Annotated in this window: 11 protein-coding genes; 10 read left to right on the top strand and 1 reads right to left on the bottom strand. The window is 39.5% G+C overall.

The window, feature by feature from the left end:
- Positions 1 to 17 precede the first annotated feature (17 nt).
- The 10 genes from LVD16_RS16010 to LVD16_RS15965 all read left to right on the top strand — a co-directional run bounded on the left by LVD16_RS16010 (position 18) and on the right by LVD16_RS15965 (position 14,971).
- Positions 18 to 1,610 (top strand): RagB/SusD family nutrient uptake outer membrane protein, encoded by a 1,593-nt coding sequence (locus LVD16_RS16010; protein ID WP_233769281.1) that lies wholly within the window; start codon positions 18 to 20, stop codon positions 1,608 to 1,610.
- A gap of 28 nt (positions 1,611 to 1,638) precedes the next feature.
- Positions 1,639 to 2,697, top strand: a complete 1,059-nt coding sequence (locus LVD16_RS16005; protein WP_233769280.1) for a SusE domain-containing protein — start codon at positions 1,639 to 1,641, stop codon at positions 2,695 to 2,697.
- A gap of 5 nt (positions 2,698 to 2,702) precedes the next feature.
- On the top strand, positions 2,703 to 3,911 hold the full coding sequence (locus LVD16_RS16000) for a glycoside hydrolase family 53 protein (protein ID WP_233769279.1): 1,209 nt from the start codon (positions 2,703 to 2,705) through the stop codon (positions 3,909 to 3,911).
- A 95-nt stretch (positions 3,912 to 4,006) separates the two neighbouring features.
- Positions 4,007 to 6,577, top strand: a complete 2,571-nt coding sequence (locus LVD16_RS15995) for a cellulase family glycosylhydrolase (RefSeq protein WP_233769278.1) — start codon at positions 4,007 to 4,009, stop codon at positions 6,575 to 6,577.
- Between the two features lie 64 nt (positions 6,578 to 6,641).
- Entirely contained in the window at positions 6,642 to 7,580 is a 939-nt protein-coding gene (locus LVD16_RS15990) for a TolB family protein (RefSeq protein WP_233769277.1), read from the top strand.
- Between the two features lie 152 nt (positions 7,581 to 7,732).
- Positions 7,733 to 9,628 (top strand): phosphoglycerate dehydrogenase, encoded by a 1,896-nt coding sequence (gene serA / locus LVD16_RS15985; RefSeq protein ID WP_233769276.1) that lies wholly within the window; start codon positions 7,733 to 7,735, stop codon positions 9,626 to 9,628.
- A 309-nt stretch (positions 9,629 to 9,937) separates the two neighbouring features.
- On the top strand, positions 9,938 to 11,386 hold the full coding sequence (locus LVD16_RS15980; protein ID WP_233769275.1) for a PrsW family intramembrane metalloprotease: 1,449 nt from the start codon (positions 9,938 to 9,940) through the stop codon (positions 11,384 to 11,386).
- A gap of 36 nt (positions 11,387 to 11,422) precedes the next feature.
- Positions 11,423 to 12,094 carry a TatD family hydrolase gene (locus LVD16_RS15975; protein WP_233769274.1) on the top strand — a complete coding sequence of 224 codons (672 nt, stop codon included), beginning with the start codon at positions 11,423 to 11,425 and terminating at the stop codon, positions 12,092 to 12,094.
- On the top strand, positions 12,091 to 12,807 hold the full coding sequence (locus LVD16_RS15970) for a tRNA threonylcarbamoyladenosine dehydratase (protein ID WP_233769273.1): 717 nt from the start codon (positions 12,091 to 12,093) through the stop codon (positions 12,805 to 12,807). The genes LVD16_RS15975 and LVD16_RS15970 overlap by 4 nt, the downstream gene beginning before the upstream one ends.
- Before the next feature lie 124 nt (positions 12,808 to 12,931).
- Positions 12,932 to 14,971, top strand: a complete 2,040-nt coding sequence (locus LVD16_RS15965; protein ID WP_233769272.1) for a glutamine--tRNA ligase/YqeY domain fusion protein — start codon at positions 12,932 to 12,934, stop codon at positions 14,969 to 14,971.
- A gap of 52 nt (positions 14,972 to 15,023) precedes the next feature.
- On the opposite strand, the gene LVD16_RS15960 is transcribed toward LVD16_RS15965, so the two are convergent.
- On the bottom strand, positions 15,024 to 15,917 hold the full coding sequence (locus LVD16_RS15960; protein WP_233769271.1) for a hypothetical protein: 894 nt from the start codon (positions 15,915 to 15,917) through the stop codon (positions 15,024 to 15,026).
- Between the last annotated feature and the right edge of the window lie 22 nt (positions 15,918 to 15,939).

The following is a 15,939-nucleotide window of genomic DNA, read 5'->3' as shown; positions in this document are numbered from 1 at the left end:
TCAAAAATATTCATGATATGAAAAACATATTCAAACATAAAATATTAGTTGTAGGCCTCTTCTCTTTACTCTCATTATCCTGTGGAGATTTAGAATTAGAACCCTACAATGAAATCACTTCAAATAAGATATATGCCGATTTTGGCAACTATAAGGGTGTTTTAGCCAAACTATATGCAGGTTATGCCATGAGCGGCCAGCAAGGTGGAGATGGCGGTGATCCAGATATTTCAGGACTTGACGAGGGCTTCTCCAATTATTTAAGGCTCTACTTCAATCTTCAGGAACTGACTACAGATGAGTCTGTTATCGGCTGGACTGACGGCACATTACCAGATTTGGTTGAAATGGACTGGGGTGCAGGAAATGAATATATCGGCACCATGTATAGCAGAATATATTATCAGATTGCCTTAACCAATGAGTTCATCAGAGAAACATCAGATGATAAGTTAAACAGCCGAGGCCTTACCGAAGCTCAAATTGCTGAGGCACAGACCTTCCGAGCTGAGGCCAGGTTTCTAAGAGCCTTAAGCTACTGGCATGCATTGGATATGTTTGGTAACGTGCCCTTCGTTACTGAGCAAGATGAGGTGGGCAGCTATTTTCCAGAGCAAATATTCAGGCCGGAATTATTCAGCTATATTGAAACTGAGCTGTTAGACATAGAAGATAAATTAGCTGCTCCTAAACAAAATGAATATGCACGAGCCGATCAGGCTGCAGTATGGACGCTTCTTACCAAGCTCTATCTAAATGCTCAGGTGTACATTCAAGAAGACAAGAACACCGAAGCAATTACTTATGCCAAGAAGGTTATAGATGCTAACTACCCATTGGATGCTGATTATAGCCACCTTTTCCTGGCAGACAACCACACAGCTTCAGGCATCATTTTCCCAATAGCATTTGATGGCACACATACACAATCTTATGGTGGCACAGCTTATTTGATTTTAGGATCTATCGGGGGCTCTATGAATCCGGCTGATTTTGGTATGTCTAGTGGCTGGAACGGTATGAGAACCACTAAAAACATTGTGAATCTATATGCTGATCCATACGGCAATATTGATAAAAGAGCCATGTTCTATACTGATGGACAAAATTTGGAAATAGAAAAACTCTCCACCTTTACTGATGGATATCCTATTACCAAATATAAAAATATCTCATCTATCGGTGTGGTTGGCTCAGACCCTACAGGTACATTTCCGGATACGGACTTCCCCATGTTTAGAATAGCGGATGTTTATTTAATGTATGCCGAAGCGGTTTTAAGAGGCGGCGCTGGTGGCAATTTAGGCACAGCTTTAACATATGTAAATATGATCAGAGAGCGGGCTTATGGCGGCACAGATGGTGACATCTCAGCAGCAACTCTTACCCTGGATTTCATTCTTGACGAAAGGGCGCGTGAACTTAGCTATGAGATGCACAGAAGAACCGATTTAATCAGGTTCGGAAAATTTACTGGCGGAGAATACTTATGGCCGTGGAAAGGCGGTACAATGGATGGAAAATCAGTTTCTACTCATAGAGACCTCTTCCCTATCCCATCATCAGATAGACTCGCTAACCCTAACCTGAAGCAGAATGATGGCTATTAGGCCTTTGTTGAATAAAAATATTTACACTATGAAAGTAAAAAATATATACGCATTGATCATGCTGGCAGCAATGGCATTTTCATGCGAAAAAGATGAGGAGCAAGTAGTTATGACTGATGGCACCGCTCCTGAACTGTCTGCATCTGGCCAGTCTTTTGTGCTTACTGAAGAAACCGGAGCAGATGAAGCATTAACCCTAAGCTGGACTGCCGCTTCTTTTGGTTTTGACGGCGCTGAAGCCTATGAAGTGCAAGTGAGCAGCAGTCAGGATTTTGAAGAGGTGACACTGGCAACCGTGGAAGGTGATCTGTCTGAGACCTTCACAATCAATGAACTCAATGCTTTTGCCTTGAGATTTGAATTACCGGCTGGTAATATGGGTAAGCTTTATTTACGAGTAGAAGCAGCCTTGTCTTCGGCTATAAAAGTATATTCCAATAGTGTTGAAATTGAAGTTACACCATATCAGTCAGAGTCACCATATCCGGTAATCTACATGGTGGGTGATGCCGTTGAGAATGCATGGGACGCAACAATGGCCACAGCCATGTTCAGAGATTCTGATGACAGTTTCACCTATACTTTTACCGGCAACTTTAATGAAGGATCTTTAAAATTCATTGGCACTCTCGGTGCCTGGGCACCACAGTGGGGCTGGGCCAGCGAAACCACCTTGGCCTTTAGAGAGACTGATGCTGACGCTGATCCCGGAACATTATGGGTACCCGCAGGCTACAATACGGTGACTATGAATGTGCAGAAAAACACTTACAGCATAGTAAGTTACGATGCCAGCAGTGCTACCAACTATGCCAGCAATGGACTTTCAGGCGACTTTAATGGCTGGGGTGAAACTGCTATGAGCTCATCTGCATTAAACCCACATATCTGGACGCTGGACTATACTTTTGATGACTTCACTAAGGTGAAATTCAGACCCAACGGCGAATGGTGGGGAACTGATGGCGCTCCTGAAGCCATGTATGAACATGCATCCGGCTCTGGAGCTGACATTTATGTAGAAGCCGGCACTTATACCATTAGGTTTAATGACTTAACCGGTAGATATATCTTCATTAAAAAATAAAATAAATGACATCTAAAATATATAAATCCTTACTTCTAGCAGGAATAGGTCTGGCATTATTCAGCTGTGACGACAAAGGACTCACACCTCCTGATTTCCCTGCAGAAGAAGAACAATCTTCAGACTCATCTTTCTATTTCGGTGCAGACCTTTCTAATGTAAACAATATCATAGATCATGATGGTGTATATCAGGATGATGGAGTTTCTAATCCATTTCAAATATTCGCCAACCATGGCAGCAATCTGGTAAGGCTGAGAATTTGGCATAACCCTACCTGGACTGAGGAGGCCTATGGTGCCGAAGGAAATCAGATGTACAATGATCTTTATGATGTAGAAAAGTCAATTTCCGAAGCTAAGGCACAGGGAATGAAAGTTTTGTTAGACTTTCATTACGGAGACTCATGGGCCGATCCTGGAAAGCAGCCTATTCCTGCTGCCTGGGAAGATATTACAGATATTGATGTGTTAGCAGATTCTGTTTACAACTATACTTATCAAACGTTGACGTATCTCAGTGGTAAAGGTCTACTTCCAGAAATGGTCCAGATTGGAAATGAAACCAACTGCGGCATGCTCTATACAGATGCAGCACCAGGCTTTCCTTCAGGAAATGTGTGTAATGATGGCAGCTGGGTAAATCTGGGTAAGATTATGAACGCTGGTATCGAAGCCACACGAGAGGTAGAGAGCGAAGCTGGATCAGAAATTAAAATTGTAGTGCATGTAGCTGACCCTAAGAACATTAATAGCTTCACAAATAGCATTATAAACACCGCTGGAGTAACTGATTTCGACATTATTGGATTCTCTTACTACCCACTATGGCACACCACAGTAGCTCTAGATGATTTAAGCAATGTGATCAGCAATGCTAGAGATGTATACAACAAAGATCTTATGATGGTAGAGACAGCCTACCCATGGACCACCGATTATGATGATGACTATAATAACTCATTCGGTTCTGAAACTGCGGTGGATGGTTATCCTTATTCTGAGACTGGTCAGTATGACCTTTTGGTAAAATTAACTCAGGAAGTAAAAGATGGCGGTGGCATAGGCATTATCTATTGGGAGCCAGCCTGGATTTCATCTAACATGAAAGACCTTTGGGGCACCGGATCATCGTGGGAAAATGCAGCACTGTTTGACTTTGATGGGAATCCTCTCAAAGGAATAACTTATATGGAAGCTTCTTACGAAGAATAAAAATTGTTTTTTAGTAGTTTAGTATATGGCTGTTCTTAAGCCTGGTAAGATGGATTACTGGTTTTTGAGCAGCCTTTTTTATTAACTTTTTACTCATGAATTTTTTAAAAATAAAATTGGCCTTAGGGCTATCAGTATCAATCATTTTGATGCTGGTTAGCTCGGTAGCTTTACATGCTCAGAATAAAAACAATCCGGTGTATGTAGATAAAGAGGGCATTATACGATGGACAAGTAATAACAAGGAAGCGGCCTTTTTTGGCGTTAATTACACTTTGCCATTTGCTTATGGCTACCGCTCTCATCAAAAAGTGGGCTTAGACATCAAATCATCTATTGATCAGGATGTATATCACCTGGCACGTTTAGGCTTTGATGCCTTCAGAGTACATGTGTGGGACACCGAAATATCTGACTCACTGGGAAACCTTAAAAACAACGAGCACCTGGAGCTGTACGATTATCTTATTGCCAAGCTTAAAGAGCGACATATAAAGATAATAGTAACTCCCATTGCTTTTTGGGGCAATGGATACCCTGAACCAGATGAGCATACACATTCATTTTCAGATATTTACAATAAACAAGAGGCGGTTATTAATGAAAAAGCATTTCAGGCCCAGGAAAACTATCTAAAACAGTTTTTCAAACATAAAAACAGATATACTGGTCTTACTTTTCAGGAAGATCATGACATTATTGCGACCGAAATTAATAATGAGCCAAAGCATAGTGGTAAAAAAGCCCGAACTACTGAATATGTAAACCGAATGGCCGCTGCCGTTAGGAGTACCGGCTGGACAAAGCCAGTATTTTACAACATCAGCGAGTCTCCTCATCATGCTGATGGCGTAGCCAAAGCTAACGTAGATGGTTTTAGTTTTCAATGGTACCCAACAGGATTAGTGGCTAACCATACATTGGAAAGTAATTTTCTTCCTAACGTTGATGTTTACGCCATCCCGTTCGATACCATTCCAGAGTTTCATCATAAAGCCAGGATGGTCTATGAATTTGATGCCGGAGATGTTTTGGGTTCATACATGTACCCAGCCATGGCTAAGAGTTTCAGAGGTGCCGGCTTTCAGTGGGCCACTCAGTTTGCTTATGACCCTTTAGGCACGGCTTACGCTAACACGGAGTATCAAACTCATTATGTAAACCTGGCATATACTCCCAAAAAGGCGATCAGTTTAATGATTGCCGGTAAAGCATTTCACCAGCTACCCCGGTCAAAAAGCTATGGAAGCTACCCGGCAGATAGCGTTTTTGGAGACTTTAAAGTAAGCTATAAACAAGAGCTCAGCGAGATGAATTCGCAAACTGAGTTCTATTATTCTAACAATACCAAAAGTCAACCGAAATCAGAAAAGAAGCTGAAACACATTGCCGGGGTGGGCTCCTCTCCTATTATAAATTACTCAGGAACAGGCGCTTACTTTCTAGATAAAATAGACAAAGGTATCTGGCGACTGGAAGTAATGCCTGACGCCATCTTTATTAACGATCCTTTTGCTAAGGCTTCTCTCGAAAAAGAGGTTACGAGAATTCAATGGCAAAAGAATGCCATGGCAATTCATTTAACAGAGCTAGGCTATGAGTTTAGCATAAGAGGCTTGAATGAAGGTAATTCTGGTTTAGAACAAGCACGCGATGGTAAATTCAGTATTTCACCTGGAACATACCTGATTTATAACAATCAAAAAGCAGCTGAGAAGGTGAATTTCAACAAGAAAATGGGTGTTCTTGGTTTATCTGAATTTGTTGCACCAAAGTCGAAATTCACTTCGGTGTATCTAAAACATGAATCTCCAAATTTGGTCAGTTCAGAGCAACCTTTAAAGTTAAAGGCCACTGTGGTGGGATTGAGTAGTAATGCTCATGTAAGCGTTCTTATGAGGACATTGTCTGGAGTCTACAAAACCATTGATATGGTGCAGGATTCTCCTTATGAATATTCTGCTGAAGTTCCTGCTGATATTTTAAAGCCGGGAGTTATCAAATACAGAATTGCCATTAAAGATAAAGAAGAGTCCTACACCTACCCGGGCGGTTATAATATTAATATATGGGCCTGGGACAATTACCATAATGACAGTTATTCTCTCTGGGTATCAACACCAACTACTCCCGTGGTATTGTTTGATGCTGCTCAGGAGAAACCTATCACGGTTTACCCTAATTTATGGAGTGCTAATGAGAGATCCATACAGACTACTTCAACACCTAATGAGCTGAGCTTGAGACTCTCGTCTGCTACGGATAAATCAGAAACTTTAGGCTTTCAAACATTCATAAGGAATGAAATCAAGAACCAGACGGATAAAGACAGCTTTTCATCAATAACCATAAAAGGACGAACATCAGATGGAAAAAAGCTCCCCATCCAAATCACGTTGATCACTAAAGATGGATATGCATTCAGTGCTTCGACAGTACTCAATGATAAATTGGAATCGCATTCAGTGAACTTCGAGGCCTTTAAAGCGTCTAAATATCTATTGTTGCCTCGCCCGTACCCAGGCTTTCATCCGCTTTGGTTTACAGCATCCGGACAAGCCGAATTAAAACTCACTGATGTAGAAAAGCTCGAAATTCGTACTATTGAAGATGATAGCAAAGAGATAAAAACCATTGAAATAGCTACGGTTTTACTTCAGAGATAATTAAACCCATTTACGGGATGTTTTAAGTAATAATCTTAACTATATTGGCCAGAAATACCATCACATGAAAATTGCGCTGATACTATTTCTGGCCATATTTATTTCTTCTCCTATTCTGAGCCAAAGCAAAATTTCACCACAGCTTTTTTTGCCAGAAATTGTTTCTAACGCTTACCCGAATAGAGACATGGCCATTTCTCCTGATGGCAATGAGATGTTTTTCACCCTCCAGAGCTACAAAAATGAGTTTAGCGTTATCCTACGGATGACTAAAAGTAAAGGTGAATGGAGCAAACCTGAGGTAGCCCCTTTTTCCGGTCAATTTCCAGACCTTGAGCCATTCTTTTCACCTGATGGCAAGCAACTATTCTTTGCCAGCAAAAGACCCATTTCCGGTGATCAAGTAAAGAAGGATTTTGACATTTGGGTTATTGAAAAACAAGATGGAAAATGGCAAAATCCTAAGCACTTAGGCGACGTAATCAACACTGATAAAGACGAGTTTTATCCTTCAGTTACCAAAAATGAAAACCTCTATTTTACGGCACAATATGACTCTTCAGGCAAAGGAAAAGAAGACATTTATTGTAGTCAATGGACTGATGGTCAGTACACTAAACCTTATAGCCTGAGCGAAAGTATTAACTCTGCTGGGTATGAATTCAATGCTTTTGTATCTCCAGATGAGCAATTTATGATTTTCACTGGCTATGGCAGAAGTGATGATCTTGGAGGAGGTGATCTTTATATCAGCTTTAAAGGTGATAATGAAAAATGGGAAAAAGCCATTCACCTGCCCGAAGGCATCAACTCGTCATATCTTGATTACTGCCCCTGGGTCTCCCCTGATGGCTTTCTATATTTCACCAGTAACCGGCGATCATTTTCCCAGAAAAATCCTGACCTAAACACAGCTTTGGATCAACTCAACAGCATAGAAAACGGATTTGACAATATCTATATCATCCCTTTTAAAGAAGTTCTGAAAACCTTGGAAAAGTAAAGTTCAGTCAGAATAAATAACTGCGCCGGGAAATATTATTAGCAAAAAAGCAATTTCAATCGATTGAGATTTAAACATTAATATTTTTTATAAAAACACTTTCAAAGTGTAAGTATATCCCGTTATTTAGTTCTGAATTTATATAGCAACTCATGCAGAACGGAAACAAGTATTTTGTAATAGATTTTGATAGCACTTTCACTCAGGTAGAAGCTCTGGATGTACTGGCAGATATTGCGCTGGAAGGCAACCCGGAAAGAGACCAACGAGTACAGAAGATCAAAGACATTACAGATGAAGGCATGAGTGGTAAGCTCACTTTGAGAGAATCTCTGGAAAAGAGAGTTCAGATATTGGGAGCCAACAAAAAACACCTTTCGCCGCTTGTAGATGCGCTTAAAAAGAAAGTATCGAAGAGTTTTAAAAGAAACAAGGAGTTTTTAACCTCTCACTCAGATAACATCTTTATTATTAGCAATGGCTTTCGTGATTTCATAGTGCCTATAGTTACTGATTATGGCATAAAAGCAGAAAATGTATTTGCTAATGAGTTTGAGTTTGATGAAAAAGGTGAGATCATCGGCTATGACAAGAACAACGCACTTTCCAGCAATAATGGAAAAGTAGAGCAGCTGAAGCAACTTAATCTGCAAGGCGATGTTTATGTTATTGGTGATGGCTACACTGACTATGAAATTAAAGCCTCTGGCTTAGCCAATAAGTTTTATGCGTTTACTGAAAATGTAGAACGTGCTAATGTGCTAGCCAATGCTGACCATATTACACCTAGTTTAGACGAATTTTTATATTTGAATAATTTGAATACCGCGATCTCCTACCCTAAGAACAGAATTAACGTCCTTCTTTTAGAAAATATTCACCCTAAAGCCATAGAGCTGATGAAGGAAGAAGGCTATAACGTAGAAGTTTATCCAGCAGGCCTGGATGAAGACGAACTTTGCGAAAAGATTAAGAATGTATCTATTATAGGTATTAGGTCCAAAACTCATATTACTGCCAAGGTTCTTGAAAATGCTAACAGACTTATTGCTGTGGGTGCTTTCTGTATTGGTACTAATCAAATAGACCTGGAAGCATGTCTTAAAAAAGGAGTGGCTGTATTCAACGCACCATTTAGTAACACCAGATCTGTAGTGGAGCTGGCTATTGCTGAAATCATCGTGCTTATGCGTCAGCTTGCTGATAGATCAAGCAAAATGCATCAGGGCCAATGGGATAAATCAGCTAAAGGTAGCTTCGAGATCAGAGGTAAGAAATTGGGTATTGTAGGATACGGAAATATTGGTGCTCAGCTTTCAGTAATCGCTGAATCTCTGGGACTTATAGTGAGTTATTACGATGTTACTGAAAAGCTAGCTTTAGGTAATGTTCGTAAAGCTGAGTCTTTAGAAGAGCTGCTTAATGAGTCTGATATCGTAACCCTTCATGTAGACGGCCGACCAGAGAATAAAGACATGATCGGTGAGCAGGAATTTGGATGGATGAAAGACGATGTCATCTTCCTAAATCTAAGCCGTGGACATGTGGTAGATATCACTGCTCTTAAAAAGAACATAGAAAGTGGCAAGGTTGCTGGCGCAGCCGTTGACGTATTCCCTGAGGAACCTAAGAGCAATGACGAAGAGTTTGTATCTGAACTGAGAGGCCTTAGAAACGTGATTTTAAGTCCACATATTGGTGGTAGCACTATTGAAGCACAAGAAAACATTGCTCAGTTTGTGCCTAATAAGATTATGGAATACATTAACTCTGGTAGTACTTCTAACAGTGTTAACTTCCCTAACCTTCAACTACCATCGCTGGAAAATGCTCACAGGCTTATCCATATTCACTTGAATATGCCTGGTATTTTGGCTAAGATCAATAAGGTATTGGCAGATCATGATATTAACATCGTAGGTCAATACTTAAAGACCAATGAAACAGTGGGTTATGTAATCACTGACATTGATAAAGCCTACGATCCGCATGTAATTGAAGCACTGAAAGATATAGAACATACCATCAAATTCAGAGTGCTCTATTAATAGCTATTGTAAGCTGCATTGCAGCTATAAAAGTATACAAAACCATTGAACAAGCTCAGGAACCATTGTCCTGAGCTTTGTTTTTGATTTCCACTTAAGTGATTTAGATTTAACGGTTTAACTTACTTTTATAATCTCATGCTGCTTTACGGAGTTGTTCTTTTTTGGATATTAATCATTATTACCTGCATTACAATAATTAAATATAGAAAAAGCAGGAACAAGCAGCTTTTCTTTAAACAGGGATCATACAAAGCTTTTCTAGGCATACTCAGTCTAATATTTGTCGGTTCAGCCCTATACTTTATTTTGCCTGAAAAAGGTATAGATATACCTTTTCTCCAATTTCATTCCGAAACTGTAAAAAGCAAGCTATCCTCTACAGGCTTTGAAAAGTATCTCTTCATTGTACTTAGCATATTTACTGAAATGAATGTAGTAGGCTTGCTATATGGTCTGGCTATTCTGCTAATTTGGTTTTATTACGTAAAGTCGCTGGACTTCTTTAACAGAGAAAAGCTTTCATTTACACTCTCAGGACTAGGCCTGGGTATGCTATTTACATTCTTTACTTTTCCTCTATCTGACCTGGTTAATTCTCAACTGAATATACAATGGTCTGAAAATGAGTTTTATAACCTATTTGTATACTCTACCATAGGTATTGGTCTGGTGGAGGAACTTATAAAACTAGTTCCAGTTTTGATAATCTTTTGGTTTAGTGAAGAGATTGATGAACCTATAGATTTCATATACTATGGCTGTCTGTCAGCTTTAGGTTTCGCCTTTATAGAAAATCTATTGTACTTAAGAGAATTAGGAAATTATCTCTCTATTGGCCGTGGCCTACTCTCAGTGGTTGGTCACATGGCTGATACCACCTTTGTGGTGTATGGTTTGATTTTGTATAAGTATAAACACCAAAAGAAAGATGCATTCCTCATCTTTTTGTTTCTAATGATTGGCGCCTTTATTCACGGTCTCTACGACTTTATATTGTTTAACAATCACATTTGGCTATTCATATTCTTTTTCCCTTTCATGATTCAGGCTTGGGCAGTATTGATTAATAATGCCATTAATAACTCCAAGTATTTTGATTATAAGGTGCAATTCAAATACAATGACATCAAATTCAGAATTCCAATTTTCATCACATTATTGTTGTTATTCAACTTTGTCGTTAACGCAATTCTTTTTGGTAAACTTAACGCTTTAGAAGGTGTTCTGGGATCTCTGACACTGGCCAGTGTAATCATAATATTTTACTCTACTACTGTGAGCAGCTATGACCTACACAAAGGCTATTGGAGGCCAATATTCACTAGTAGCTTTTTCACTGAGTATCCACTTCAAATCTTCAGAGACAATATTATAATACCACATAATCATATTGATAAGAAAATAGTGTTGCACTGCCCTCCCTATAATCATAACCTGGCCGAAATATTTACACATGGCACGGGAACTATTATTGAAAGGCACACTTTAATTAACCAGAAAAAGAAAAACGACCCCTATTGGTTCAAGGTAAAGCTGGACCAACAGCTAAACGTGGTTTCAGATTTTGAAAGCGAATACATTTTTATAAAAATCCTCGATAGTCAGGCTTCATTTATTCATGACGAACATATACGCTGTGCATTAAAGCTTATTCCAAGTCACCTGAATCCAGAACAGGAGATGTTTACTACATCTTATTTATCATATGGTAATATTATTATCAATGGAGAGGATTATGAATTAAAATTCAGCTAAATAATATCAATCCCTTTCCATTTCTGTTAACCTGATATGGCTGCATCTATCTTTAACACGACCTATCTGGATTTCCATAATCATCGAATGAAACATACTCAGGATGATGAAATCATGGAGATTGTGTCCATACACCCGGGAAAGGATCGTGAACGAGAATATTTCACGGCAGGAATGCACCCTTGGTGGACAGATGAGCCTATTAATGATGAGCAAAGGCAAGTATTGACTCATCTATTGAACGAAAATCATTGTTTGGCAATGGGAGAAATAGGGCTCGATAATCTCAAAGGGCCTCAAATGGAAAAGCAGATGGATGTGCTCAGAAGTCAGTTATCGCTGGCTTCAGAATTAGACAAACCAGTCATCATTCATTGCGTTAGAGCTTATGATCAGCTCATACATATTAAAAAGGAGTTTCCAGAGATTAACAAATGGTGTGTTCATGGCTATGGCAGGCACGCTATACTGGCTCAGCAGCTCATTGATCATGGGTTTTACCTTTCCATAATGCCCACTGTAAAAGATGATCGATATAAAGAGCTCTTCAGCTCTCTTCCACACGACAGGCTGTTTTTAGAAACGGATAGCATGCCCGATGTTAGCATAAAGGATGTATATTCGCGGGTATCAAAAGCTACTGGTATAGACATGACTACTCTAAGCCAGCAAATGAACAATAACGCAAAAGAATTTTTCAGCAAATGAGTCACTGGTTAGAACGCACTGAATTATTAATTGGAGAAGAAGCTTTAAACAAGCTCAAAAATGCTAACATTCTGGTTGTAGGACTTGGTGGTGTAGGTAGCTACGCTGCTGAAACCCTGGTAAGAGCCGGATTAGGTAAAATAACCATCATCGATGGTGACGAAGTAGATCCTACTAACAAAAACAGGCAGCTACAGGCGCTAGATTCCACTGTAGGAAAGCAAAAGGCTCATGTGCTTAAAGATCGATTTCTAGACATCAACCCAGATTTAAAAATTCAGGTAGTTGATGCCTTTATGGAACCAGAGGTAATGAACAGTTTCCTGCGTGAAAATGAGTTTGACTTTGCTCTGGATTGTATTGACAGCTTTGTCCCCAAAATGTCTATGATACTGACACTGAGACGAATGAAATGCAAATTTATCTCTTCTATGGGTGCTGGTGGCAAGTTAGATCCGTCAAAAATAAAAGTAGCTGATATTAGCCAGACCCGTGAATGCAAGTTTGCTCAGCAACTCAGAAAACTGCTTAAAAGCAAGGGTGTGGTTAAGCGTGTATTGTGCGTTTACTCTGAGGAAATTCAGATTAAAGAATCATTGAAACTCACTGATGGTTCTAATTATAAAAAGTCGTTTTATGGTACCATCAGCTACATGCCTGCCATGTTTGGTATGACTATGGCCGCCGAAGTAATAAAGCGAGTCACAAAATAAGCACTCAGCCTTTTCTTATTGGCATTTTACCCATCGTACTATTTTCAAAATACGTGAATAGAACTGATGGCTAATCTTGTATTTCATTGCATTTGCAGTAATTTTGTTTTTCAATTTTCGTAATATGACAGAGAGCCCAGAATCAATTAATTTTATAGAACAAATAGTTGAAGAAGACTTAGCTAACGGCTTGTCTAAGGAGAAATTACGTTTTCGTTTTCCTCCTGAGCCTAATGGCTATCTTCACATAGGCCATGCCGCTTCTATTTGTCTAAATTTCGGTCTTGGAAAAAAATTCAATGCCCCGGTAAATCTTCGTTTTGATGATACCAATCCTACCAAAGAAGAACAGGAATATGTAGATGCCATCAAAAATGACATCCAATGGTTAGGTTTTCAATGGGCTGAAGAATGTTACTCTTCTGACTATTTCCAGCAGTTGTACGATTGGGCTATCCAGTTGATCAAGCAAGGTAAAGCTTATGTAGACCCTCAGTCATCAGAACAGATGGCAGAGCAGAAAGGTACGCCTACTTCTGTAGGTACGCCAAGCCCTTACCGTGATCTTAGCGTAGCAGAAAACCTGGAGATTTTCGAAAAGATGAAAAACGGCGAATACGAAGCTGGTGCTTATGTATTGCGCGCCAAAATCGATATGAGCTCTCCAAACATGCTCATGCGCGACCCTTTACTTTATAGAATTGTAAATAAGCCTCACCACCGCACAGGATCAGAATGGTGCATCTACCCAATGTATGACTGGGCGCATGGTGAATCTGATTACCTGGAGCAGATATCTCATTCTATCTGTACGCTGGAATTTAAGCCTCACCGCGAATTATATGACTGGTTACTAGATCAGGTATATGATAGCAGCAAGCTTAGACCAAAACAACGCGAATTTGCCAGAAGAAACCTGAGCTATACCGTTATGAGTAAGCGTAAGCTGCTTCAGCTGGTAGAGAGCAAGACCGTTTCTGGCTGGGATGATCCTCGCATGCCTACTATTTCAGGGCTTAGAAGAAGAGGATATACTCCTGAGTCCATTCGAAAATTCAGTGAAGTATCTGGTATTACTAAGAGAGACAGCGTAACAGATGTATCGTTACTTGAATTCTGCATTCGTGAAGACCTGAACAAAACCGCCACCAGAGTTATGGCTGTTTTGGATCCTGTGAAGCTGGTAATCACCAACTACCCTGAAGGAAAGGTGGAAATGCTTGAAGCCGAGAACAATCCTGAAGATCCTAATTCCGGAACACATCAGGTGCCTTTCTCAAGAGAGCTATACATTGAGCGTGAGGACTTTAAAGAAGAAGCTAATAGCAAATACTTCAGGCTATCCTTAGGTAAGGAGGTGCGTTTAAAAAGTGCCTATATCATAAAAGGTGAATCCGTGGTGAAGGATGCCAATGGCAATATCACTGAAATTCATTGTACTTGCGATCTCGATTCAAGATCTGGAAGCGGCACAGAAGCCAGTATGAGAAAAGTAAAAGGTACTTTACACTGGGTTTCTATAGAGCATGCCATCAAAGGTGAAATTCGTGAGTACGATCGTTTGTTTTTAGATGAAGCGCCTGATAGCCATGGTGATAAAGATTTCATGGAATTTATTAATCCGAATTCTCTAAATATAATAAAAGAGGCCTATTTAGAGCCATTTTTACAAGAAGCTAGCCTTGATGATAAGTTCCAGTTCCAAAGACTAGGATACTTTACTCTAGATAAAGACGCTACAGATTCTAAGTTGATTTTCAATAAGACTGTAGGCTTAAGAGATTCATGGGCAAAGCAACAACCAGAGAAAAAAGAGCAGCAGCAACCGCAGCCTAAGGTGAACAAAAACCAACCACAGGCACAGAGAAGTGCGCTTAATGAGATCCAAAAGATCAGTAAGAAGTACACAAATCTTTCTGGCGCTAAGCTGGAAGCTGCCCGTGCAGATATAGCTAAGCTTGCAGAAGAAGTAACTTATGATGAGTTGGAGCCATTGTTTAACACGGCGGCTAAAAAGGTAGGTACACGAATCGGTGTTACTATCAGCTTGGGAGTACTGTTGAAGAATGGACAAGAGCGTAATGAAAGCATTAATGAGTTCATTACTAAGGGCTTAGAAGATGACAACGAACTTCTGGTAGAAGAAGCTAAAAATATCCAATAGAGGTTTTATCCTCAACAAGAAAGGTGTATCAATTGATTTGGCACACCTTTTTTTATGTCGAAATTTTTGACCCTTGGTATACTCTCCTTCTGTAAATAGTCCAGATAAGCACTAAAATACCGACCAATAGCCACACAAAACTGATGAACAAGTAGGCATGTAAAAACTCACCAATAAAAGCCCCGCTGGAAAGCAGAAACATACCTGCACAGAATATATAAAGTACCCAAATACCATTTACTTTTTTGATGAGCTTAAACTCAGCAATGAGCAGCAACGTTACTGAAAAAATGAGGGCAATAAACACTCCATAAATACCGAAAAGGCCGAAAATACCTAGCCATTCATGTCCTTCGTTAATATCACCCTCTTTAAAAACCTTGTAGTAATAATTGCACCAGGTATCTATGATTCCATTATCGGAGAAATTATTAGCGTTACTATAGAAATAAGATACTGACTCATTGGTCTCTTCATTAAACTCCAGCAATTCGGTCATATGCTGCAAAGCCAGTCTTGAATCAATACCAGAATTAAGCATGAGACCAAACTGAAGCCATAAATAAACCAGGCCAATAGGCACAGCAAGATATAATAGAGTATCAGGTATATTTATTGATACAACGGGTAGCTGCAACGATTTAGGCCTAAAGAAAAGCATCAACAGCCCCACAATGAGCATCCCAGACATAAACTGAATGATAGATGACAACTTTTGACTGTTCTCCTTGTAATTAGCAATCCTATTGGCATAAATCGATTTTATATCCAATTTTTCATAATCACCAGCCCTATGATGAAGCTTTGGTTCACCTTTATATTTATAAAATGTAGAATAATTTTTCTGGACAAACTCCTCTGTCTGAGTGGGACTAGAATTAATCTGACCGTAGATAAGCCAACCGGCTAGGGCCAGAATGCTAATAATGATAGATAACTTATTCACAAGGAAGTAGTTTAAATTGAGT

Origin of the sequence: Fulvivirga ligni (assembly GCF_021389935.1) — a bacterium.
Taxonomy (GTDB): Bacteria; Bacteroidota; Bacteroidia; order Cytophagales; family Cyclobacteriaceae; genus Fulvivirga; species Fulvivirga ligni.
Note: the sequence above shows the minus strand (reverse complement) of the source record. Positions and strands in the feature narration are given on the sequence as shown.